The following is a 20,503-nucleotide window of genomic DNA, read 5'->3' on the forward strand; positions in this document are numbered from 1 at the left end:
TGTCGCGAGTTGTGACCATCAGGTAGGGCTGATCACGATGACCGAGGACGATGGCGGCACCGAACCGCGTGACTCCAACCGCGGACTGGGTTTGCTGTGTCTACTCGCTGCGGTCGCCGGCGTCGGGGTCGGATTTGTCGGCGGCGCGTTCCGTTGGTGTCTGATCAGGGCCGACGAACTTCGTCAGGCGATCGTGAACTGGGCGCATCACGTTCCGTACGTCGGGTGGCTCGTGCCGGTCCTCCTGGTGGCCCTGAGCACCGTACTTGCCGTACTGATCGTCAGACGAGTGCCCCTCGCAAAGGGAAGCGGCATCCAGCACGTCGAGGCGGTGTCCCGCGGTGAAGCGAAACCGCCAAGAATCAATCTCGTGCCCGCCAGATTCATCGGCGGCCTCTTGGCGATCGGCTCCGGTCTGGTTCTCGGCCGTGAAGGCCCCACCGTACACATGGGTGCGGCGATCGGAGCAGAAGCGGGACGGCGAGCCCGCCTCACCGAACCCGACGTCGCCATGCTGCAAACATCCGCGGCCGGAGCAGGTCTCGCTGTCGCATTCAACGCGCCGATCGCGGGGGCACTGTTCGTCTGCGAGGAGGTGACGCACTCGTTCCGGCTGCGCACCGTGCTGCCAACGCTTTTCGGTGTTTCAGTGGCGGTGGGCTGTGCACGGATCGTCATCGGTGATCAACCCGATTTCGAGGTCGGCACCGTCCCGACACCGCAACTCGCATTCTTGCCACTGTTCGTCGTCTTCGGAATCCTCACGGGGCTACTGGGTATTGCGTACAACCGCCTGATTCTAGGACTACTCGACATCGTGGCACGGCTCGACAAGATCCCACCGACTGTCATCGGCGCAACGATCGGCGCCGTCATCGGCCTGACGCTGTTCCTCGACCCGTTGGCCAGTGGGGGCGGCGACGTTCTTGCACAGATGATCGTCGGCGGAAGGACCTTCGTACTGCCGATCCTGCTGCTGTACTTGGTGGTTCGGTTCTTCACCGGCCCGCTCTCGTATGCCGCTGGAACTCCCGGCGGACTGTTCGCTCCCTTACTCGCTCTCGGCGCGCTCTGGGGGTCGATCTTCACCGGACTGTCGAGCTTCGTGCCCGGAGTGGACGCCGGGCTCACGGTCACCATGGCCACCGTCGGTATGGCGGCCTTCTTCGGCGCCGTAGTACGCGCACCGTTCACCGGCATCGTGATCGTGGTCGAAATGACCGCGGTGACGTCGACGCTGGTCCCGATGCTCGCTGCCACTGCGGCAGCGGTATTCGTCACCACGTCGGCAGGGTCGGCACCTATCTACGACAGTCTGCGCGAACGGATGTTGGAGCCGCAACGCCCGCATACGGATTGATCCCCGCACACGGGTCATTGCAGCACGGGTGCGCTACGTGAATTCAGAATTTGCAGATGACTTCCTCGGAGAACCTGCGTACCGCATCTTTCTTCGCTTCCAGGTCGCAGTCGAACCCGAGGCCGTACATGGCCCAAGGAATGACGATCGATTCCGTCACTCCGCTATCGGCCAGTTCCAGGGAGCCGTCGAGACCGAAGCGATCGGCGCAGACGGCCTGAATTTCGAACGGGGACTCGGCGCGCCCGTACTCGACCCGCAGGACGCCGATCCTCGCGATGAGAGCTTGCAGATCAGCGAAAGAGACTGTAGCCGAGGTCCAACCGTCACCCACTCGCGCTGCACGGCGCAATGCGGCCGCGGAATGTCCTCCGATGTAGATGGGGACGGGATCGATCGGCGCCGGGCTCATCTGCAGCCTGTCGAAGTCGAAGAACTTGCCGTGATGTTCGACCATACCGCCGCCTAGAACCAGTCGCAGTACCTCGAGCATCTCGTCGACTCGCGGGCCTCGATCCTTGGGGGAAGCGCCGCACCACTCGAATTCCTCTGGCGCCCAGCCCACACCGACCCCGAGACCGAAGCGGCCTCCTGTCAGATTCGCGACCGACCCCACCTGGCTTGCCAGCAGCAGAGGATTGCGTGAGCTGAGCTCGAGCACCTGCGGATAAAAGCGAATCTTCGACGTTCCGGGTCCCATGAAGGCCGCGGCAATCATGGGGTCTACAAATGGTGTCTTCGCGTCCCACATCCGCACACCGTCAGCGGTATACGGATACCCGGTAGCACCCCGCTCGGGAAAGAACAGTGAGTCGGGCATCGTGATCGAAGAAAAGCCGCATTCTTCGGCCACTTTCGCAAGTGCAACGAGTTGAGAGAGGGGAATCATCGCCACGGCGAGGCTGAACTTCATCGGAAGATCCCTCTGTTCAGTTGACCGGAGCGACTGAAGTGCCTCGATGAGCTCGAAGTCGGTTCGCACCGATCGGCTTGGGAGACAGTGGATCCTGAACAGTCACTTCTTGCAACGCTCAGTCATACGACAACTCCCCCGCAGTGCGGTCGAAGCATCAGCCACCCTCGGTTGGACAAGGACGTGTTCGAGGTTACAAAGCTCCCGCTACTTCGGCTCGGCGGCTTCCCGCCAGGCGGACACATACCAAGAACTTCGGGGTCCTGGTGACACCTGGCACCCCACTCCCCCTGATTTCGCACCGTGCAACCTGCGAATCGGCCTACTGATGCAAGGGAGTTCCGACGTAGTTCTCGGCGATCAGCGTTCGTCCCGCCACCGAACGCGTGACCATGTCCAACTCGGCCAACTGTCGGCGATGCCCGAAACCGCTGTCGTCTGGCAAGCGATGGAGCATCGACGACATCCACCACGAGAAGTGCTGCGTCCGCCACACACGCGGCAACACCGTTTCGGTGTACCCGTCCAGCATCTTTCGGTCGGACGAGGTGAAGAAACCGTCCATTGCCTTCGCCAGTGCGTAGACGTCGGCGATCGCGAGATTCATTCCCTTCGCGCCGGTCGGCGGCACGGTGTGCGCCGCATCCCCTGCAAGAAACAGGTTGCCGTGCTGCATCGGCTCACACACGAAGCTGCGGAACTGGAGGATCGACTTCTGAAAGATCCTGCCGTCCTTGATCTCCGCCCCCTCACCGTCGACGCGCATGTGCAGCTCGTCCCAGATTCGATCGTCGGACCAGTTGTCCACGGAGTCGTCCGGATCGACCTGAAGGTAATGACGCTGTACCTCGGGCGTCCGTGTGCTGATCAGTGCAAACCCGCGCTCATGGTTGGCATAAATCAGTTCTTCGGACGACGGCGGCGCCTCGGCCAGGATGCCGAACCACGCGAAGGGATACTGGCGGAAATGATCCGTTCGGATCGACGGTTCGGGAATCAGCTTTCGCGTTCCGGTGCGTGAACCGTCGCAACCGGCCACCAGGGCGCACTCGAGCTTCTGATCATTTCCGTCCGAGTCGACAAAAGTGATACTCGGGCGATCCGATTCGTGATCGTGTACTTGCGCGCCGGACACTCCGAATCGAATGTCCCCGCCGTCAGCGAGACGCCGCGCGATCAGATCCTTGAGCACCTCGTGTTGCGGATACACCGTGACTGCTCGCCCGTCGGTCAGTTCGTCGAACGCGATTCGGTGCCCTCGTCCACCGAATCGCAACTCGATTCCGTGATGTTCGAGGCCCTCCCGCTTCAGTCGATCACCGAGTCCGGTCTCGACCATGAGATCAACCGTGTTCTGTTCGAGCACGCCGGCACGAATGGTGCCTTCTACCTCTTCGCGGGTGCGGCATTCCAGGACAACCGAATCGATTCCCTTCAGATGCAACAGATGCGAGAGCATCAACCCGGCGGGACCACCACCGACGATTCCGACCTGGGTGCGTGAAGAAGACATACAGAGAGCTCCTGAGGTGAGTGACGATTGAGACCACCCTCGACCACGATCACTCCTCTGAACAGCTGCAATTTCACTCAGTGAAAGACCGAAACGAGCTATCGAAACCCACCGCCACCAAGCCCGCGTGATATTCCACGGGCGGCCGCGACCAACGCGGGCAGTAAAGGAGCCGGATCCTGCTCCACCGGAACAACTGTCGAGACCGCTGCCACGACACTGCCCCCGGCTTCGCGGACAGGAGCGGCGACGGCAAGGGTTCCGACGTTCAGATACTCGCGACAGACCACGAATCCGGCGCGCCTGATCTCGTCGAGAGTTGCTCGCAAAATCCGCTCGGAAGTAATGGTTTTGGGAGTGAACGACTCGAGGCCGGCGCGAAGGACGTCGTCGAGAAGCTCGGTTCCGCCGTGCGCGAGGAGAATCAATCCACCGCTGGACGCGTGCAACGGCAATCTTCCGCCGGCACGGCCGACCACGGTGACGGCGCTACGCGAGGACAAGCGCTCGAGGTACAGAGCCTCGGTGCCCTCACGAACGACCAACTGCACGTTCTCTCGGGTGACCTCGTACAGGTCCTCGAGGAACGGCAACGCCACCTGCCGTAGGCCGTGAGCGCCGGGAGCAAGAGCGCCGATCTCCCACAACCGGACTCCGACCTGGTACTTGCCGTCACTCCGACGCTCGAGTGCGCCCTCAGCCACCAACTGCCCACACAGTCTATGGACGGTGGGCAGAGGCAAACCGCTGCGACGACTGATCTCCGACTGCGTCAACCGCGGCGATTTCGCGTCGAAGGCACCGAGCACGATAAATGCCCGGCCGATCAACGAACGCTCGCCTGATGCCATTCACACAGTGTGACTGACATCAGGCGAAACGTGTTCAGGCGGTGCGGAGCTACGCGGAGTGCGCCAATTCCGGTTCGCGTTCGGTCACCGGCGGCGTGGCCTCGATCTTCATCGGCTCCTGCGCGTAGTGGAAGTGCGGACGACGGTGACCGATGAACGAACCGAACCACGACATCACAGCGACATACCGGTTGCGGAAGCCCACCAGATACATCACGTGCACGGCCAGCCACATGAACCAGGCGATCGTGCCCTTGAACTCGACCTTGCGGACGCGACACACAGCGCTGAATCGGCTGATGATCGACATGCTGCCCTTGTCGAAGTATTTGAAAGGCGTTCCGGCCTTGACCTTTCCGTTCACAGTCTTCGCTGCGTGACGTCCACCCTGCATTGCAACGGGCGACTGACCAGGCAGACCGTTCAGCGAAGTCATGTCGCCGATGGCAAAGACGTTGGCAAACCCGCCGACGGTCAAGTCCGGATTGATGAGCAGACGACCTGCACGGTCACTCTCACAACCGGTCGCCTCGCCGAGCACTGCTGCGAAGTCGTTGGCGCGAACACCGGCCGACCAGATGACGGTCTCGGCGTCGATGCGCTTCTCTTCCTTGGTCTTTGCCGAAGAGACGGTGACACCGTGCTCGTCGATGGCGGTGACCATGGTGTTGAGAACAACCTCGACACCCGACTTCTCGAGCGAGGCCTGTGTGTACTCACTGAGCTTGCCGCCGAAGGCCGGAAGCGCAACGCCCGCGCCCTCGACCATGGTGACCGTGACCTCGTCGGCGCTGATGTTGTTGATGGACTTGGCGAAGTAGCGACGCGCCAGTTCCTTGATCTGTCCGGCGAGCTCGACGCCGGTCGCGCCTGCACCGACGACAACGAAGCTGAGCAGGTTGCGGCGAACCAGCGCGTCGTTGGTGGTGTGAGCCTCTTCGAAGCAACGCAGGATCTGCTTACGCAGGACCTCGGCATCCTCGACGGTCTTGAGCTTGTAGGTGACCTTTTCGAACTCGTCATGACCGAAGTACGCCTGGGTGGCACCGGTGGCTGCGATGAGCGAGCGGTATCCGAGAGTGTGGCGGGTGCCTGAAGCCTCGTAGACGACGGTGTTCTCTTCGGCGTTGACCTCGACGACGCGACCGAGACGCACGTCGGCGTTGGGGTACTTCTGCAGGATCGTGCGGATGGGCGGAGCAACTTCGCCTGCCGACAGAACGCCCGTCGCCACCTGGTAGAGCAGCGGCTGGAAGAGGTGCTCGGTGGTGGCGGAGATGAGGACGAACGGCGTCTTGGACTTCGCGAGGGTCTTGGCCGCGGCGAGGGCTCCGAATCCCGAACCGACGATGACTACCTGAGTCTGCTCGTGTCCAGTCGCGTCGATGTCAGCGCGACCCGCAGCTGTTCTATCCACAACAAATCTCCTCAACCAAATTGAAAGTATGACTATTACGGTATGGACTGATCATGGGTCGGGTCCAGCTAGCTGGAGTATTCGCAAGACTGTTATCTCGATTGCTCATAAGTAAGCTGTCCTCATGGACTTCCGCCAACTCAAGTACTTCCTCGTCGTGAGCGAGGAACTGAGCTTCAGTCGCGCTGCCGAGCGCTGCTTCATCTCGCAGTCGGCGATCAGCCATCAGGTCGCCCGACTGGAGAAGGAGCTTGGCGCGACACTCTTCGAACGCTCGACCCGAGCCGTTCGCCTTGCCCCGGCAGGATCGCGACTCGTGCCCATCGCGCAGCAAGTCCTCAGCCTCGAAACGATGGCCTACTCCGTCGCACGCGACCCACGAGCCCGGATCCGGATCACCGGAAACATGAGCTTCGCCGCTCAGACGCTGGACGCCATCGCACACGTGCGCGAACTTCATCCGGACCTGGACGTCGAGTTCGTCATCAAGAGTTTTGCCCACCGCATGGACGCCGTGGCCTCCGGTGACGCCGACATCGCGCTGATTCGCGGCGGCGTCGACCGCCCCGGACTCGAACCCTTGGACCTCGGCGTCGAAGATCTGCTGGTCGTCATGTCGAGCCGGCACCCCCTGGCCGGCCAGCAAAGCGTCGACCTCAATGATCTGGCCGCATACCCCCTGCTCCTGCCGCCGCGCCAAAGCCAGGTGCTCATTCACAAGGTGGTCGAGGACGCGTTCCGCGAGATAGATCGACGCGTCCAACTGGGCCCTGCAATTCCGAGCGATCACACAGCCACGCTGGACGTGATCACCAACCCGCGCGCCTGGACCCTGCTGTATTCGATCACCGCAGGCGAATCTCCACGCGCCGGCATCAGCTTCATGCGAGAATCGCACGGCCGCTTGCGAATTCCCGTCTCGGGAGTGACCCGCAGCGGCGCCACCCACTCGACCGAGTTCGCCGATCTGATCCAAGCGCTCAAGGACGCCATGAATCCGTCTTTCACTGAGTGAAAGTGCGATGGCGATCGACTCCCCTCACGGAGCAACGTGGTCCACAACCATGTGATGCGGCGCGCGGTTGCATCCCTTTACCGAGGAGCGGCCATGACGCGTTTGCTGAGCGAACCTGTGTGGGAATCGAAGATCTTCGACGGCGAATGGGTTCTCGGTAGCGCCGACGATCGTATTGTCGTCGAACCGGCCACCGGCAAGCAGTTGACGACGGTCGGCATGGCAACACCAGACGACGTGGCAGCCGCTGCAACAAAAGCTACTGCCGCTCAGAAGGATTGGGCAGCAAGGCCGTACACCGAACGAGCCGCCGTTCTACGCCGCGCCGGTCAACTGTTCGAGCAGTACGCCGACGAAATCGGCGAATGGGTAATCCGCGAGGCCGGCAGCATTCCCGCCAAAGCCGGACTGGAAACCCACACCGCTGCCGAAGAGTGCTACAACGCAGCAGCTTTGGCCGCACACCCCGTCGGCGAGGTGCTGCGCTCGGAGCAACCGCGGCTGAGCTTCTCTCGTCGCGTCCCCGTCGGCACCGTCGGCGTCATCGCACCGTTCAACTTCCCGATCATTCTGTCGATCCGTGCAGTCGCTCCCGCACTGGCACTGGGCAATTCGGTGATCCTCAAGCCTGATCCGCGCACGGCGATCTGTGGCGGTGTGGTTCTTGCCCGCATCTTCGAAGAAGCCGGTTTGCCTGCCGGAGTGTTCGGCATGCTGCCGGGTGGCGCTGACGCCGGTGAGGCAATCGTGGTTCATCCGAGCGTTCGCGTCATCGCATTCACCGGGTCGACCCGGGCAGGACGCGCTGTCGGTGAACTGGCGGGCCGCCATCTCAAACGAGCACACCTCGAACTCGGGGGAAACAACGCACTGATCGTCATGGACGACGTCGACCTCGAAAAGGCCGCATCTGTAGGCGCTTTCGGATCCTTCATGCACCAGGGGCAGATCTGCATGACCACCGGCCGCCAGCTCGTCCACGAAAGCATCGCCGCCGACTACACCGCACTCCTTGCCGAACACGCCGACAAGCTTCCGGTAGGCGACCCGTTCACCGGTCAGGTCGCACTCGGACCCATCATCGACGCCAAACAACGCGACCACATCCACTCCCTGGTCACCGGAAGTATCGCGGCCGGAGCAAAACTGGCGGCCGGCGGCACCTACGAGGATCTCTTCTACCGACCCACCGTGCTGGCCGACACCCCACTGACCGCCCCGGCATTCGCCGACGAAGTCTTCGGGCCAGTCGCACCGGTAACCTCCTTCGCCACCGTCGAACAGGCCGTCGCCATGGCCAACGATTCCGAGTACGGACTGTCACTGGGCATTCTGACCTCCGACGCCATGCGCGGGCTCGAGGTCGCCCAACAAATCCCCACCGGCCTCGTACACATCAACGATCAGACCGTCGGCGACGAAGCAGTCATCCCGTTCGGCGGTATGGCGTCTTCGGGTAACGGTGGCCGCGTCGGCGGTATCGGCGCAAACCTCGACGCCTTCACCGAAACGCAGTGGGTGACTGCGCAGAGCGCACTCCCGGTCTACCCCTTCTAGTCCGGAACACGCCGAGTTGGTCCTGAATACACCGAGCTGGCCCCAGGGGCTCACTGACCAGCATTGACGGGATCGATCTCGCGGACTTACCATCCAGAGAAAATTACTTCGGCACATTAAGCAATTTCTCTTGTAATTCCCGAGAAGGACCCACTTGACGAATTCAGTGACGACCGACAGCGCTGCGCAGCCAACGGTCCACGACACCCCGGATGTATCCGTCGTAACATCGCCGCGCCGCGAGGCCGTCATCATCGGGGCGCTCAGCCTGGCCGCGATGATCGTCTCGATGATGCAGACACTGCCCGTCCCGATTTTGGGGCGTATTCAGTCCGATCTGGGCGCATCCGCGGCCGGCATCAGTTGGGTGACGACGGCGACGTTGCTGTCGGCCGCCGTTTTCACTCCCCTGTTGGGCCGCTACGGCGATCAGCACGGCAAGAAGCGCACGCTGGTCGGCGTTCTGGTCGTCATGGTCATCGGTTCGATCGTCGCCGCACTGGCACACAATCTGCCACTTCTCATCCTCGGACGCGTCCTCCAGGGGACCGCCACCGCCATCTTCCCGCTGGCTCTGTCGGTCCTGCGCGAAGAGGTCCGCCCACACAAGCTTCCCGGCGCGATGGCATTGGTCAGCGGAACTCTCGCATTCGGCAGCGGGCTCGCCCTCGTAGCCACCGGACTTCTCACATCGGCTCCGGATGCCGACTACCGCAACGCCTTCTGGATGGCCACCGGGTTCGCGTTGCTTGCCCTCGTCGCCGTCATCACGCTGGTTCCGGCAACCAAGCACAAGAGCGGCGGGCGCGTCGACGTCATCGGCGCGCTGAGCCTGGGCGCTGCACTCCTTCTGCTCCTGTTGTCGATTTCGCAAGGCCACCAATGGGGTTGGTTCTCACCCGTGACCATCGGTGTTTTCCTGGGCTCGATCGTGATGTTCGCAGTCTGGGTCTGGATCGAGAAGATCGTCGACGAACCACTGGTCGACATGCGAATGTTCGTCCACCGGCCCGTGATGATGGCGAATCTGGCGGGGGTCATGCTGGGCTTCGGAATGTTCGCCAACTTCCTGGGCATCTCCTATCTCGTGCAGCTTCCCCACGCCCTCACGGGATACGGATTCGACGCCAGCATTCTGCGTGCGTCGGTGGAATTCCTGCTGCCGGGTGCGATTGCCTCGCTGATCGCAGCACCGATCGGTGGGCGGCTCATCAGAGTGCGTGGGCCACGCTTCGTCCTGGGACTCACCGCCATCTGTGGTGCGGTGCCGTTCGCCTGGCTCGCGTACGACCACACGCACACCGCGTCGGTCATCGGTGCCGGCATCGTGATCGGCGCCGCCGTGAGCCTGGGCTACGCGGCCATGCCCGCGATCATCATGTCGAGCGTTCCGCGACACCAGAGTGGAATAGCCAACGGCATCAACTCGATCTCCCGTTCCACCGGCAGCGCCATGGGCAGTGCAGTGGTGACTACGATTCTCGCCTCGATGACCATCGCGAACCTGCCAGAGGGCGTATCCGCTCTGCCCAGCGAATCCGCCTTCACCGTCACCTTCGTCACTGCCGCCGTAGCTTTCGCTCTGGTCGGCCTGGTGGGTTGGTCAGGCCTCCCCAAGAGTGCGTCGACGTCTGTCAACGGCAGCGCGTGAACAGGCCTGCTCCGAACAGCTCCGCATTCACGAGATGCCCATGCGTGTGAGCATTGTGCGAGGATCGGCGGGAGGTAGCAGGTCTCGAAGCTGAGCGGCTCGGCGGTCGGTGAACTGCCGACACGCGTCGTCGTCGGAGAACACCCAGAAGTCCCCACGCGCTATTGCTTCGGTCATGTGCTCGGCGGCATCGAGCGGGTCGAGTCCGGATTCGACGTTCGCCTGTTGCATTGCATCGAAGACAGCGTTTGCCGTGACGTTCGTAGTCGGCGCGTCACGCTGGGCCGCACGAAAGATCTCACTCCGGATCGAGTGTGGAACAACAGCACTGACCTGAATCGGAGAGTCGACCAACGACAGATCTTGGTGCAAGCTCTCGGTCATCGCCAGCACCGCGAACTTACTGACGATGTACGGTCCTTGCACCGCGGCGCTGTTGATCCCGCCGACAGAAGACAGATTGGCCACACACGCCGGCTTACCCACCTTCAACATCAATGGCACGAAAGCACGAAGGCAATAGAAGACGCCGTCGACGTTGATCTCCATCAACCGTCTCCACCGCGCACCACTGACTTCCCACAGCAACCCGGCCGTCTCCACTCCGGCATTGTTGACCAGCAACTCGACGCTGCCGTGACGATCGAACACATTGTCCGCCATCCTCTTCACGGCATCGGCATCCGCTACGTCCACCCCATGGACGTCAGCTCTCCCACCGGCCGCGCGAATGTCCTCGGCGACGAGCGACGCACGCTCCTCGTCGATGTCGGCAACGACCACCGTCATTCCCAGCCGCGCAAGGTGACGGGCGAACCCTGCACCGATACCGGCCCCCGCACCGGTCACGACGGCCGTGCCGGTACCGAACCGGCGTTCAGCGTGGGACATCTCCACTCCTCGGGTTGTGTCGCCGAAACTATTGCTCGACAAAGACTTCAGATTCCTTCGGGCAGAATGTTGGGATTGCACCACGTCGGTGGCTCACGTCTGGGCATCAGCCCTTGCCCGTCGAGCGCCTTCACGACCAGATCCTGATACCAGGGAAAATGAAGACTGAAGGCTACAAGGCCGGTCCGCTCGGCCGCGGGAAGAGAACACATGGCCAGTACCGTCTCGGCAAGATACTCGACGGGCTCGGTTTCGTATCCATCCGGAATGAGTGCGTCGGCGCCGGGAGTCGAGATCGCAGTGGAAGGCCCCACCGAGTTGACCGCGATATTGTCGTCCAGCACCTCCGCGGCGAGGCCCTGTGTGAACCTGTGCAGTGCTGCCTTCATCGACGCGTAAATCACGTCACCCGACGTCTTGTTGTAGTCGCGGAAGGGCCTGATCGGATTCAGTCCCGTCGAGGAACCGATGTTCACGATCCAGCCTGCGCCGCGCTCTCGCATGTAGGGGATGGCTGCCTTCGACAGGGCGAACGGCGCGCGAATGTAGTGGTCGAGGGTCCGATCGAACGTCGCCAGCGACATCTTCTCGATCGGCGCGTAGTCGGCAAACCCGGCATTGTTCACGAGGATGTCGATACCTCCGGTCCGCGAGACGACCTTCTCGATCAATCCGTCGCGAGCCTCGGAATCCTCGAGATCGGCCGGAATGGCAAGTGCACGACCGTGTTGCGACTCGATCATCTCGACGGTCTCGGACAACGTACCGCCGATGACGACATTACTGTCGGCACGGACTGCCGCGGTAGGCCGAGCCGACCGTGCGGTGACGACCACGGTTGCCCCCTCTGCCGCCAGTCGCCTGGCGATCGCCCTGCCGATGCCTCGACTGCTCCCGGTCACCAGCGCGGTCTTCCCTACCAGCGAGTGATTCAACTGCTCCTCCAAGGCTCTTCCACTTCACGACATCGAACACATGACGTATGTGTTCGACCTGAGTTCGACTGCATTTCACGCAATCGTTGTCCGCCATGTTGCATCATCCGATTCTGTTGCACAGCAACGATTCCCGCCTGACGGGAGGTGTCGAAATGCCGGGCACATGACCAAATCCGCTATCTCCCGCTGTGTGAGATCGAAAGCATCACAACGGGTTAGGGGAAAGTAATCTTCACCAATGGCAGATGAAACGCTCTACGTGATCGATCGGATAGTCACGAAACCGGGATGCGGTCGACAGTTCGTCGACGCGCTACTCGACCAGTATTTGCCGAGTGCACAGCGTCGCGGCATGACACTCGCCGACGTACTCGTCAGCCCTCCGTTGTGGTGCGATCAAGACCCGAACACCTTGACCGTCACCTGGACGGTCGACGGCACGGCCGGCTGGTGGTCGATGACGCGCCAGGGCCGCAGAGACTCCACCCTCAGGCAGTGGTGGGATGCAATGGCTCCGCTCATAATCGAACGGAGTCGCTCCATGGCCGCCGCAGCAAAGGACATCGAAGGACTGAGCAATGTATAACGTGACAAGAGTCGTGCACGCCGCCAACGGGGCGGGCGCCGACGAGTGGACCGCTGCAGTGAAGAACATTGCCGCAGTTGCCGAATCGTCGAACGCGCTGCGTCGTCTCGTCTGTACGACACTTCCCGGCGTCATCAACGGCGGAGATCTGATCGTCCATCTTCAGTTCGAAGACGAGATGGCTTGGCAGACAGCCCGAGATGCGGTCGACGACAGCCTGCGCTGCGCCGCCGTCGACCACTTCCACGGTGCCGAGTACTCGTCCGGGACCACGGGACGTTCCGGCGCCGAAGCCGCCGGTCAGGTGTACCGAGCGCTGTTCATCCGGGTATCCCCCGGCACACCCCAGGACGTACTCGAGGAATTCGAACGGGATCTGCTCAGGATGCCTACCCATATCTCGTCGATCTGCGCCTGGCGTCTCAGCCGAGTCGACGCAGCGATCGGGCACACACCATGGACTCATGTCTGGGAGCAGGAGTTCACCGACCTCGGCTCACTGCAGACCCAGTACCTCGATCATCCGATTCACTGGGCAGTGGTGGACCGGTGGTTCGACCCCGAATGTCCCGAGGCCGTGGTCCACGACAGAATCTGTCACACGTTCGGCAATCTCACCGAGAGACTCCTGACAGTGAAGTGATCTGCCTACTCGCTACCGAGCGCCTCGCGCGTCATCGCCCAAAGCTTCTGTCGCGCAGGCTCGGTCAGTGACAAAGACGGGATAGTGAGGAAGCCGTGGAACAATCCTTCGAAGCGATGATGGCGCACCGAAACGCCAGCCGTCGCGAGCATCTGCGCATACGCGTCACCTGACGAACACGGCGGATCGAGTTCGGCTGTCACGACGACAGCAGACGGAAGACCGGCGAGCGTCTCCGCACGCGTAGGAATCACACGGGCGTCGTCGCGACCTTCAGGCGCGTACTGCTGCCAGTACCATTCCATCGCTGCGGTGGTGTTGTAGTGACCCGTGCCGTAGAGCCGATACGACTCGGTTTCGAAGTCGTCGTCGATCACGGGGTAGATGAGAACCTGAAGGGCGATTTCCGGACCACCCCGATCCCGAGCGGCAATAGCCACGGTCGCCGCGAGGTTCCCTCCCGCACTGTCGCCCACAAGTGCGATTTTACCTGCGTCGGAACCGTATTCGGCAGCATGCTCGCTGGCCCACGCCACCGCGGCGTAGACGTCGTCGTGGGCTGCCGGTGCCGGATGCTCCGGCGCCAACCGATAGTCGACGGCAACCACTACTGCGCCGACTCCCTGCGCCATCGATCGACAGAATTCGTCGTGACTGTCCAGATCGCAGAACACGAAACCGCCCCCGTGAGCGAAGACCACGAGAGGAACGTCGTTCGAGGTTCCATGCGGACGAAAGACGCGAATTGCCAGATCTCCACCGGGACCGTCGATTACGTGATTCTCGACTGAATGCATGTCGGGAAGACCCGTCAGCGGCGCACGTCGGTTCCGAATCAGAGTTCGTAGCTCCGACGGCGGGACACTGGTGACATCCGGGAATCCAGCGTTGAGGGTTGCGAGCATCGTGGTGACTTCCGCTTGAATCGTCATATCGTCTCCTGGTCTCTCAGCCCGGCGGGTGGCACTACGTCTGCGCCGGCATCCGCGTTTGTCCACTTGGCGTGTGATCACGTCAACGTAGATCGCCCACCACCAAGCAAGGAACCCGCTCTCCCGATCAGTGGTCCGTTTCCGCCGACGAGCACCGGAGGCGTCCGATCCACAGGGTGGCCTTCTTCACAAAGCAGAAAAAACATGTCATCATTCCTAATCGAAATAGCCTTGTCCAGGGCAGTTGTCCAACTTGACTACGGGATAGCAGAGGGAACACATGTCGCTCCAGCTCGAAGTCGATCCCGCAACGCCGAACGCCTTCCTCGACCGAGTCTCTCTGCTACTGGATGCGTTCGGCGGTCGAGATCGTCTCACCCTCGCCGAGATTGTCCGACGAACCGGGCTTCCAAGGTCTTCAGCCCACCGCATACTCGACCATCTGGTCCAACTTCGGTGGCTGCACCGCAGCGGCCGCGATTACACGCTCGGGTTGCGGCTCGTGGAACTCGGCTCGTTGGCCGTGTACCAGGACAGACTTCACTCAGCTGCGCATCCGCACCTGTACGAATTGCACCGGCGTACCGGACTGATCGTCGAGATGACGATTCTCGACGGCTCAAATGTGGTGTGCCGCGCCCACATGGCAGGTCGTTTCGCCAGCATGATTCCGAATCGGATCGGTTTCAGCACGCGCGCAGACGGAACTCTCGTCGGCAGGGTCCTCCACACCTTCAACAACGAGCGAGGAGAGGCGGCCGACGAGGTCCGAAAAACCGGCGTGGGATACGGCCGTGACACGCCGATCGACGGATTCGGCACGATCGCCACTCCGATCGGCCCGATCGGCGTCGCGACCTCCGCGCTGTCGATCTGCGGACCGCTCCGACAAATGCCGCTCGACGAGCGGAACTCGCCTCTCACCGGGCTTCTTCGGGAAACAGCCGCTTCCCTGTGGCGAAATGCGGGCGTCCGGACCACCGAAAGCATGCGAGCTCAGTAGGCACGAAGACTAGGCACGAAGACTGGGCACGAAGACTGGGCACGAAAACCTCGACAGCACAATTCTATTGGCGTCGGGCAGAATCTGGAGAGTTGTACCTCCGCACGCTCAGATCAACTTCCAACTACCGGCATTGACGGGCTGCGGCAAGCCGAGAGCGTTGGCGTCGCCTTGCGCGAATCGAGCGGCGGCCTCATCGATGTCATCGAGCAACTGAGCGGCGAGGTCGATCTCCATCTGAAAATGGCGGCCTATCCATCGCAGACTCATCTCGGTAAATGCCCAGGCGGGTTCATTCTCCGAGTTATCGGCGTGTTCGATTGCCTTGAGCTTCTTTGCCTCGAGGTTGTCGATGTGATCGAGCACTATCGACTTGAGCTGATCGGGGTCGTTGAGGTGGCCGACCCACAGTCTCAACATCACTCCATGTTTGAGAACGGGGGTTTCGATCTCCGATCGGCGTGACCATGATCTGAGAGCCTCGATACCGGATTCGGTTATCGTGAACACTCGTCGACGACGCCCACCCGACTCCGAAACCTCCCGCGAACTGACGAATCCCAGCGTTTCCAGCTTTTTGAGCTCGGTATAGACCTGGCTCACCGACGGGCTCCAGTAATAGAACCCGATGCTCCAGTCGGCCCAGCTTTTCAGATCGCTGCCACTGAGTTCTTCTCCGAATGTGAGCATTCCCAGCACTGCCCAACTTGTCGCGGGCAATGCCGGGTAACACGCAGTTGCGGGATCAGGCACCGGCCCAGACTAACAAGACGTCGACCATCTGACACCGACTTGCCCACCGAGTGGTCTGTTCACGAATTCGTGCAATCAGAAAAGGTTCAATCGCAGTTCGGAGACACCGCGGATAAAGGCCGTGCCACCCCACGTCACTCCACCGTCGACGAGCTCGGTCTTCGGCGCTTTGTCGATCAACGCCTTCAGGATGGTCTTGATCTCCAGCCGGGCCAACCACGCACCGAGGCAAGCGTGCGCACCGTGACCGAACGTGATGTGGTCCCGGACATTTGACCTCGACCATTCCAATCTGTCCGCGTTCGGACCGAATCGAGTTTCATCGCGATTTGCCGACGCCAGCCACGTCACAATGTGATTTCCGGCCGGAATCACCGCATCTCCCACCGCGTAATCCTCGGGAGCAATGCGAATCATCAACTGCGCCGTCGGCTCATAGCGCAGGACTTCTTCTACCGCGTGATCGAGCAGTGCCCTGTCGTCGACGAGTCGTTCCCACTGATCACGATGGCCCATAAGTGCATTCATGGTGAGACCGACCTGATTGACTGTGGTGTCCAGTCCGGCGATGACCAAAGTCTGCACGGTAGCGGCAACTTGATCCGGCCCGATTATCTCGCCTTCGTCGCCGGCGGAGATGAAGTCCGACAGGATGTCGTCGCCAAGATTGTTGCGCTTCCAAGCGATAACGTCCTGAAGGTGTGCCGAGAAATCACGCTGAGCGGAAATGTAGTCGCTGGTCTGCTCGGCAGTCAGAAACGGATCGAGTAGGTTGAGTCCCTTACGGGTCCACTCGAACATCGTATCGGTGTCGGCAGGTACGGGGATACCGAAAATTTCGCAGACCAGGCGAATCGGTAGCGGATGAGCAACTTCCGTCACCAGCTCGATCTCGGAGCCCCGTCCATGATCGGCAAGCAACTCGTCGACGATTTCCTTCGCCCGCGCGTCGTAACGCTTGATTGCCCTGGGCGTGAACGGGCGCGCCAGTAGCTTGCGCAATGCCAGATGGTCCGGTGGATCCAGCTTCGACAACGATGGGCGCAACAAGTAGGCGTCGCTGCCACCGGCCGCCTTGATCCGCATATTGCGCGGTGCCTCGAGTGCATACTGTTCCGACGAACTCAGCGACTTGTCCGCCAGTGCGCGTTTCACGTCGTCGTAGGCGAAAAGCATGTATACGCCATTCGAATGCTGTTGTACCGGAGCAACTTCTCGCGCAATCGCGTACCGCGCGTACGGATCGGACAGGAAGCCTGGCTCCGTTGGATCGACCAATCCCGTTCTGAGCCAATCCGTTGTGTCATGAACCGCACGCTCCGAACCCACCGGCGAAGTCATAGTCAACCTCTCGTCCTCGACAAAATCACTCACACAAGATCTGGCAGATCATTGACGCCCTCGTAAAAATCCACAGCCGAATACCACTGGTGACGAGCGTCAGCGCTGCGCTGAACTGAACTGCGCAGAGCTTCACAGTCGGACTACGAGGCAACCAACAAACCGCCCGCTGTATGGGAAATGAAGTCGCGCTCCGGACGTCGGGTTGCCACATTCTCACTGAGCGGGCGGGAAGGTGCGCTCCTTGCTGCTCGAGGACAGAATTCCCAGACGTCTTCGCCGTGAATCAGTAAGGCGGCGAGATCAATTCCGGGCAATCGTCCCGAGAAGTGATGCGAACCGGTGTCGAAGCAGATTGGAAATTGCGCATGACCGAATATGTGAACCGCGCTGTGCGAGTCGTTCGAGCTCCCCGCGGCTTGCCTGTCGTAGAAGATTTTCGGATCGACGAGGTCCCGATCCGGCCGCCCGCGGACGGCGAAGTTCTGTTCCGCGCCCACTATCTTTCGATCGATCCGGCGATACGAAGACGCCTACCGTCCACCAGCTCTGCCCCCGGGCCGTTGGGAGCTGTTGCCGGTATCGGCGACGTCGTCTTGGCTGGAGTAGTGCCTGCGCACTCCGGTTTGGACGGCATCGCAGTCGGCGAAGTGATTTCTTCGCGGCATCCTGACTTTGCGGCAGGTGATTTGGTTCGAGGCGGCACGCACTGGCAGGTTTATCACACAATCAAAGGCGCTGCCCTGGACCGCATACCGAGGGAGAATCGAGCTTCCCTAGGAGATGAACTCGGAATTCTAGGACAGCCAGGATTTGTCGCACACTGCGGAATGCGGTTGGTCGCCGACGTCCGAGAGCGAGACACAGTCGTGGTTTCGGCGGCCGGCGGAGCAGTCGGCATGGTTGCAGGCCAAATCGCGAAGCTGGCGGGCGCCCGGGTGATCGGAATCGCCGGGGGTGAGAAGACCGAATACGTTGTGGAGGAATTGGGGTTCGACGCCTGCATAGATAGGAAGACGGCGAACATCGGCGAGCAGTTGGACGAATTGTGTCCGAAGGGCGTCGACGTCTATTTCGACAACGTCGGAGGCTCGATCACGCGAGCGGTTTTCGATCGCATGGCCGATTTCGGAAGGGTCGTCGTGTGCGGAATGATCAGCGAATACAACCAGGATGAAAGCGAAGTCGGGCCTCCCCTACGCCCTGTACTACGCAAACGTCTACGCATCGAAGGGTTCATCTGCTACGACCACTACGACCGGTACCCGGAGTACCGGGCGTGGGCGTCCGCTCGAATCGCCGAAGGTGGACTGCGCTACCGCAACGATGTCACCGAGGGCATCGAAAATGCCCCAGCGGCCTTGATCGGGCAGCTTTCGGGGCACAACCGGGGGAAGCAGTTGGTGAGGATTTGACAAAGGGAGACCACACGTCGTTGTGTGGTCTCCCTTTTCGATTCGTTCAGCCGATCAGGCGTCAGCCTCTGGGCCGAGCATCTACCTTGTCGTCATCGTCGTCGCGCTCGCCGGTTGCGAGCTGGACGCCGGATTTCTCGATGCTGCCGTCAGCACCTGACTTCTCGAGGTCGATCGGTGCATCACCGGTCGCAACCTCTTCGGCCTCAGGCTCTTCCGGTAGCGGCTTCTTGAGACTCAGGATGATCGAGCCTGCCAACACCACGATGATCACCGCGAGGCTGACCAGTGAGGGAATCTCGGGGATCGACGTGCTGATCACCTTGTGGCTGGCCTGCATGATCAGCTTCACGCCGATGAAGGCGAGGATGATCGACAGACCCTTGGACAGGTAGTGGAACTTCTCGAGCAGGCCCGAGAGCAGGAAGTACAGGGCACGCAGACCCAAGATCGCAAACGCGTTGCTGGAGTACACGATGAATGGATCGTCACTCACTGCCAGCACTGCCGGGACACTGTCGACTGCGAACACGAGGTCGGCAGCTTCGATGGCGACGACGACGGCGAACAGTGGTGTTGCGACGCGCTTTCCGGCTTCCTTGACGAAGAACTTGGTTCCTGCGTATTCCTCACGGACCGGCATGATCTTGCGCAGCAAGCGAACCGCCAGCGAGGTTCCCGGATCGAAGTTCTCGTCGTCGTCCTTGAGCAGCTTGTAGGCGCTGTAGAGCAGGATGGCGGCGAAGACGAACAGCACGGCCGTGAACTTGCTGACCACGGCAACGCCGGCGGCGAGGAAGATACCGCGGAAGATCAGGGCGCCGATGACACCGAAGAACAACACGCGGTGCTGGTATTCACGGGGCACCTTGAAGTAACCGAAGATCAGGGCGAACACGAACAGGTTGTCGACGGAGAGGCTCTTCTCCAACAGCCAGGCCGTGGTGAATTCGACGCCCGAGTTCACCCCCAAGGTCAGGGTGACGACCACCGCGAATACGAGAGACAAACCGACCCAGAGTGCACTCCACCAGGCCGCTTCCTTGAAGCCGATGACGTGCGCGCCGCGGTGGGCGAGCAGGTCGATGAGCAACATGACGACGATGACTGCGGCGAACGCGGCCCACGCCCACATGGGAACGTTCATCGCTGACCACCTACCCGAATGGCACTGATGACTGCGGTCACGGGGAGCTCCTTCACTGGGTTCGGACGGCCGTCTCGCCGTCTTCTCCAGTGTTCCTTGCCGACTTCTATCCATCCCGGTCGAAATATCGACGACTTTCACACCTGAAGTTGCCGAAACCATGCAATCTGAGGGTGTTGGGTCCGAAACCGCCGCTGGACGGCATCTTGTTCTAGCCTGGCAAGCATGAGCACCTCGTTGTACTACTCCGCCGTTCGCACCACACCGCTGACCGACGACGAGAAGGCCGAAGTCGACCGACTCATCGCCGTCCACAACGACGAATTTCCGTTCGACTACGAGGTCCTGGACCTCTATCCGTCGGATATCCCCGACACTCTGCTCAACGGTTCGACAAAGATCTCGAGCGACCCGACCGAGGTAATCCCTTCGCTCGTCTACTGGTTCAACGCTCTGACCGAACTCCGGCGAGCGGTGCCCGACGCAGACTGGGACGTTTCACTCGACGACACCCCCGCCGATTGGGATGACAGCTCCGGCTATTCGCTCCCCGGGCTCGACGACATGCAGTAGCGAG

19 protein-coding genes are annotated in these 20,503 nt (G+C 61.3%); 9 read left to right on the plus strand and 10 right to left on the minus strand.

All coding sequences use genetic code 11. From position 1 onward, the window contains the following. Positions 1-37 precede the first annotated feature (37 nt). Complete coding sequence (locus KTR60_RS26720; protein ID WP_228401437.1) at positions 38-1,360, plus strand: ClC family H(+)/Cl(-) exchange transporter; 1,323 nt, start codon at positions 38-40, stop codon at positions 1,358-1,360. Between the two features lie 43 nt (positions 1,361-1,403). Here KTR60_RS26720 and KTR60_RS26725 read toward each other — a convergent pair whose 3' ends face one another. The 4 genes from KTR60_RS26725 to KTR60_RS26740 all read right to left on the minus strand — a co-directional run bounded on the left by KTR60_RS26725 (position 1,404) and on the right by KTR60_RS26740 (position 6,054). After that, complete coding sequence (locus KTR60_RS26725) at positions 1,404-2,273, minus strand: TIGR03619 family F420-dependent LLM class oxidoreductase (RefSeq protein ID WP_007730547.1); 870 nt, start codon at positions 2,271-2,273, stop codon at positions 1,404-1,406. A 322-nt stretch (positions 2,274-2,595) separates the two neighbouring features. Continuing rightward, positions 2,596-3,786, minus strand: coding sequence for a 4-hydroxybenzoate 3-monooxygenase (locus KTR60_RS26730; RefSeq protein ID WP_228401438.1), 1,191 nt, complete (start codon positions 3,784-3,786; stop codon positions 2,596-2,598). 98 nt (positions 3,787-3,884) lie between these two features. Beyond that, positions 3,885-4,637 carry an IclR family transcriptional regulator gene (locus KTR60_RS26735; protein WP_228401439.1) on the minus strand — a complete coding sequence of 251 codons (753 nt, stop codon included), beginning with the start codon at positions 4,635-4,637 and terminating at the stop codon, positions 3,885-3,887. A 49-nt stretch (positions 4,638-4,686) separates the two neighbouring features. Then, on the minus strand, positions 4,687-6,054 hold the full coding sequence (locus tag KTR60_RS26740; protein WP_003942969.1) for an NAD(P)/FAD-dependent oxidoreductase: 1,368 nt from the start codon (positions 6,052-6,054) through the stop codon (positions 4,687-4,689). A 124-nt stretch (positions 6,055-6,178) separates the two neighbouring features. Between KTR60_RS26740 and KTR60_RS26745 the strand changes: the two genes are divergently transcribed. From KTR60_RS26745 to KTR60_RS26755, 3 genes are all read left to right on the plus strand, one after another. Beyond that, positions 6,179-7,069, plus strand: a complete 891-nt coding sequence (locus KTR60_RS26745; RefSeq protein WP_003943104.1) for a LysR family transcriptional regulator — start codon at positions 6,179-6,181, stop codon at positions 7,067-7,069. Between the two features lie 93 nt (positions 7,070-7,162). Further along, positions 7,163-8,626 (plus strand): benzaldehyde dehydrogenase, encoded by a 1,464-nt coding sequence (locus KTR60_RS26750; protein WP_228401440.1) that lies wholly within the window; start codon positions 7,163-7,165, stop codon positions 8,624-8,626. 154 nt (positions 8,627-8,780) lie between these two features. Then, positions 8,781-10,277 carry an MFS transporter gene (locus KTR60_RS26755; RefSeq protein ID WP_202426560.1) on the plus strand — a complete coding sequence of 499 codons (1,497 nt, stop codon included), beginning with the start codon at positions 8,781-8,783 and terminating at the stop codon, positions 10,275-10,277. A gap of 27 nt (positions 10,278-10,304) precedes the next feature. On the opposite strand, the gene KTR60_RS26760 is transcribed toward KTR60_RS26755, so the two are convergent. Together KTR60_RS26760 and KTR60_RS26765 are read right to left on the minus strand one after the other, a co-directional pair. Continuing rightward, complete coding sequence (locus tag KTR60_RS26760) at positions 10,305-11,168, minus strand: SDR family NAD(P)-dependent oxidoreductase (RefSeq protein WP_007730535.1); 864 nt, start codon at positions 11,166-11,168, stop codon at positions 10,305-10,307. A gap of 47 nt (positions 11,169-11,215) precedes the next feature. Then, the gene (locus KTR60_RS26765; RefSeq protein WP_058038475.1) at positions 11,216-12,103 is read right to left on the minus strand and encodes an SDR family NAD(P)-dependent oxidoreductase; all 888 of its coding nucleotides are present in this window, start codon (positions 12,101-12,103) and stop codon (positions 11,216-11,218) included. A 241-nt stretch (positions 12,104-12,344) separates the two neighbouring features. Between KTR60_RS26765 and KTR60_RS26770 the strand changes: the two genes are divergently transcribed. Together KTR60_RS26770 and KTR60_RS26775 are read left to right on the plus strand one after the other, a co-directional pair. Next, entirely contained in the window at positions 12,345-12,692 is a 348-nt protein-coding gene (locus KTR60_RS26770) for a hypothetical protein (RefSeq protein ID WP_007730530.1), read from the plus strand. After that, positions 12,685-13,335 carry a Dabb family protein gene (locus KTR60_RS26775; RefSeq protein WP_063315528.1) on the plus strand — a complete coding sequence of 217 codons (651 nt, stop codon included), beginning with the start codon at positions 12,685-12,687 and terminating at the stop codon, positions 13,333-13,335. Before KTR60_RS26770 ends, KTR60_RS26775 begins: the two co-directional genes overlap by 8 nt. Before the next feature lie 5 nt (positions 13,336-13,340). On the opposite strand, the gene KTR60_RS26780 is transcribed toward KTR60_RS26775, so the two are convergent. Continuing rightward, positions 13,341-14,267: an alpha/beta hydrolase gene (locus KTR60_RS26780; protein ID WP_228401441.1), complete on the minus strand. Its 927-nt coding sequence runs from the start codon at positions 14,265-14,267 to the stop codon at positions 13,341-13,343. Between the two features lie 280 nt (positions 14,268-14,547). Between KTR60_RS26780 and KTR60_RS26785 the strand changes: the two genes are divergently transcribed. Next, positions 14,548-15,270 (plus strand): IclR family transcriptional regulator, encoded by a 723-nt coding sequence (locus KTR60_RS26785; protein ID WP_007730520.1) that lies wholly within the window; start codon positions 14,548-14,550, stop codon positions 15,268-15,270. Positions 15,271-15,378: 108 nt separating this feature from the next. On the opposite strand, the gene KTR60_RS26790 is transcribed toward KTR60_RS26785, so the two are convergent. Next, positions 15,379-15,960: a PadR family transcriptional regulator gene (locus tag KTR60_RS26790; RefSeq protein ID WP_050656919.1), complete on the minus strand. Its 582-nt coding sequence runs from the start codon at positions 15,958-15,960 to the stop codon at positions 15,379-15,381. Positions 15,961-16,098: 138 nt separating this feature from the next. Further along, positions 16,099-17,364: a cytochrome P450 gene (locus KTR60_RS26795; protein ID WP_228401442.1), complete on the minus strand. Its 1,266-nt coding sequence runs from the start codon at positions 17,362-17,364 to the stop codon at positions 16,099-16,101. 368 nt (positions 17,365-17,732) lie between these two features. On the opposite strand from KTR60_RS26795, the gene KTR60_RS26800 reads away from it, so the two are divergent. After that, complete coding sequence (locus tag KTR60_RS26800; protein ID WP_047269440.1) at positions 17,733-18,779, plus strand: NADP-dependent oxidoreductase; 1,047 nt, start codon at positions 17,733-17,735, stop codon at positions 18,777-18,779. 61 nt (positions 18,780-18,840) lie between these two features. Here KTR60_RS26800 and KTR60_RS26805 read toward each other — a convergent pair whose 3' ends face one another. Then, the gene (locus KTR60_RS26805) at positions 18,841-19,926 is read right to left on the minus strand and encodes a TerC family protein (protein ID WP_003942925.1); all 1,086 of its coding nucleotides are present in this window, start codon (positions 19,924-19,926) and stop codon (positions 18,841-18,843) included. Positions 19,927-20,151: 225 nt separating this feature from the next. Between KTR60_RS26805 and KTR60_RS26810 the strand changes: the two genes are divergently transcribed. After that, complete coding sequence (locus KTR60_RS26810) at positions 20,152-20,499, plus strand: hypothetical protein (protein WP_030536118.1); 348 nt, start codon at positions 20,152-20,154, stop codon at positions 20,497-20,499. Positions 20,500-20,503: the final 4 nt, after the last annotated feature.

Origin of the sequence: Rhodococcus sp. C1, from assembly GCF_020809065.1 — a bacterium.
Classification (GTDB): Bacteria; Actinomycetota; Actinomycetes; order Mycobacteriales; family Mycobacteriaceae; genus Rhodococcus_F; species Rhodococcus_F qingshengii.

What these genes read in the sequence shown, in the direction of transcription:
- KTR60_RS26745 (WP_003943104.1), top strand. Translation starts at nt 6,179, where the DNA reads ATGGACTTCCGCCAACTCAAGTACTTCCTCGTCGTGAGCGAGGAACTG.
- KTR60_RS26750 (WP_228401440.1), top strand. Translation starts at nt 7,163, where the DNA reads ATGACGCGTTTGCTGAGCGAACCTGTGTGGGAATCGAAGATCTTCGAC.
- KTR60_RS26760 (WP_007730535.1), bottom strand. Translation starts at nt 11,168, where the DNA reads ATGTCCCACGCTGAACGCCGGTTCGGTACCGGCACGGCCGTCGTGACC.
- KTR60_RS26785 (WP_007730520.1), top strand. Translation starts at nt 14,548, where the DNA reads ATGTCGCTCCAGCTCGAAGTCGATCCCGCAACGCCGAACGCCTTCCTC.
- KTR60_RS26795 (WP_228401442.1), bottom strand. Translation starts at nt 17,364, where the DNA reads ATGACTTCGCCGGTGGGTTCGGAGCGTGCGGTTCATGACACAACGGAT.
- KTR60_RS26805 (WP_003942925.1), bottom strand. Translation starts at nt 19,926, where the DNA reads ATGAACGTTCCCATGTGGGCGTGGGCCGCGTTCGCCGCAGTCATCGTC.
- KTR60_RS26730 (WP_228401438.1), bottom strand. Translation starts at nt 3,786, where the DNA reads ATGTCTTCTTCACGCACCCAGGTCGGAATCGTCGGTGGTGGTCCCGCC.
- KTR60_RS26790 (WP_050656919.1), bottom strand. Translation starts at nt 15,960, where the DNA reads ATGCTCACATTCGGAGAAGAACTCAGTGGCAGCGATCTGAAAAGCTGG.
- KTR60_RS26775 (WP_063315528.1), top strand. Translation starts at nt 12,685, where the DNA reads ATGTATAACGTGACAAGAGTCGTGCACGCCGCCAACGGGGCGGGCGCC.
- KTR60_RS26810 (WP_030536118.1), top strand. Translation starts at nt 20,152, where the DNA reads ATGAGCACCTCGTTGTACTACTCCGCCGTTCGCACCACACCGCTGACC.
- KTR60_RS26800 (WP_047269440.1), top strand. Translation starts at nt 17,733, where the DNA reads ATGACCGAATATGTGAACCGCGCTGTGCGAGTCGTTCGAGCTCCCCGC.
- KTR60_RS26770 (WP_007730530.1), top strand. Translation starts at nt 12,345, where the DNA reads ATGGCAGATGAAACGCTCTACGTGATCGATCGGATAGTCACGAAACCG.
- KTR60_RS26720 (WP_228401437.1), top strand. Translation starts at nt 38, where the DNA reads ATGACCGAGGACGATGGCGGCACCGAACCGCGTGACTCCAACCGCGGA.
- KTR60_RS26780 (WP_228401441.1), bottom strand. Translation starts at nt 14,267, where the DNA reads ATGACGATTCAAGCGGAAGTCACCACGATGCTCGCAACCCTCAACGCT.
- KTR60_RS26725 (WP_007730547.1), bottom strand. Translation starts at nt 2,273, where the DNA reads ATGAAGTTCAGCCTCGCCGTGGCGATGATTCCCCTCTCTCAACTCGTT.
- KTR60_RS26735 (WP_228401439.1), bottom strand. Translation starts at nt 4,637, where the DNA reads ATGGCATCAGGCGAGCGTTCGTTGATCGGCCGGGCATTTATCGTGCTC.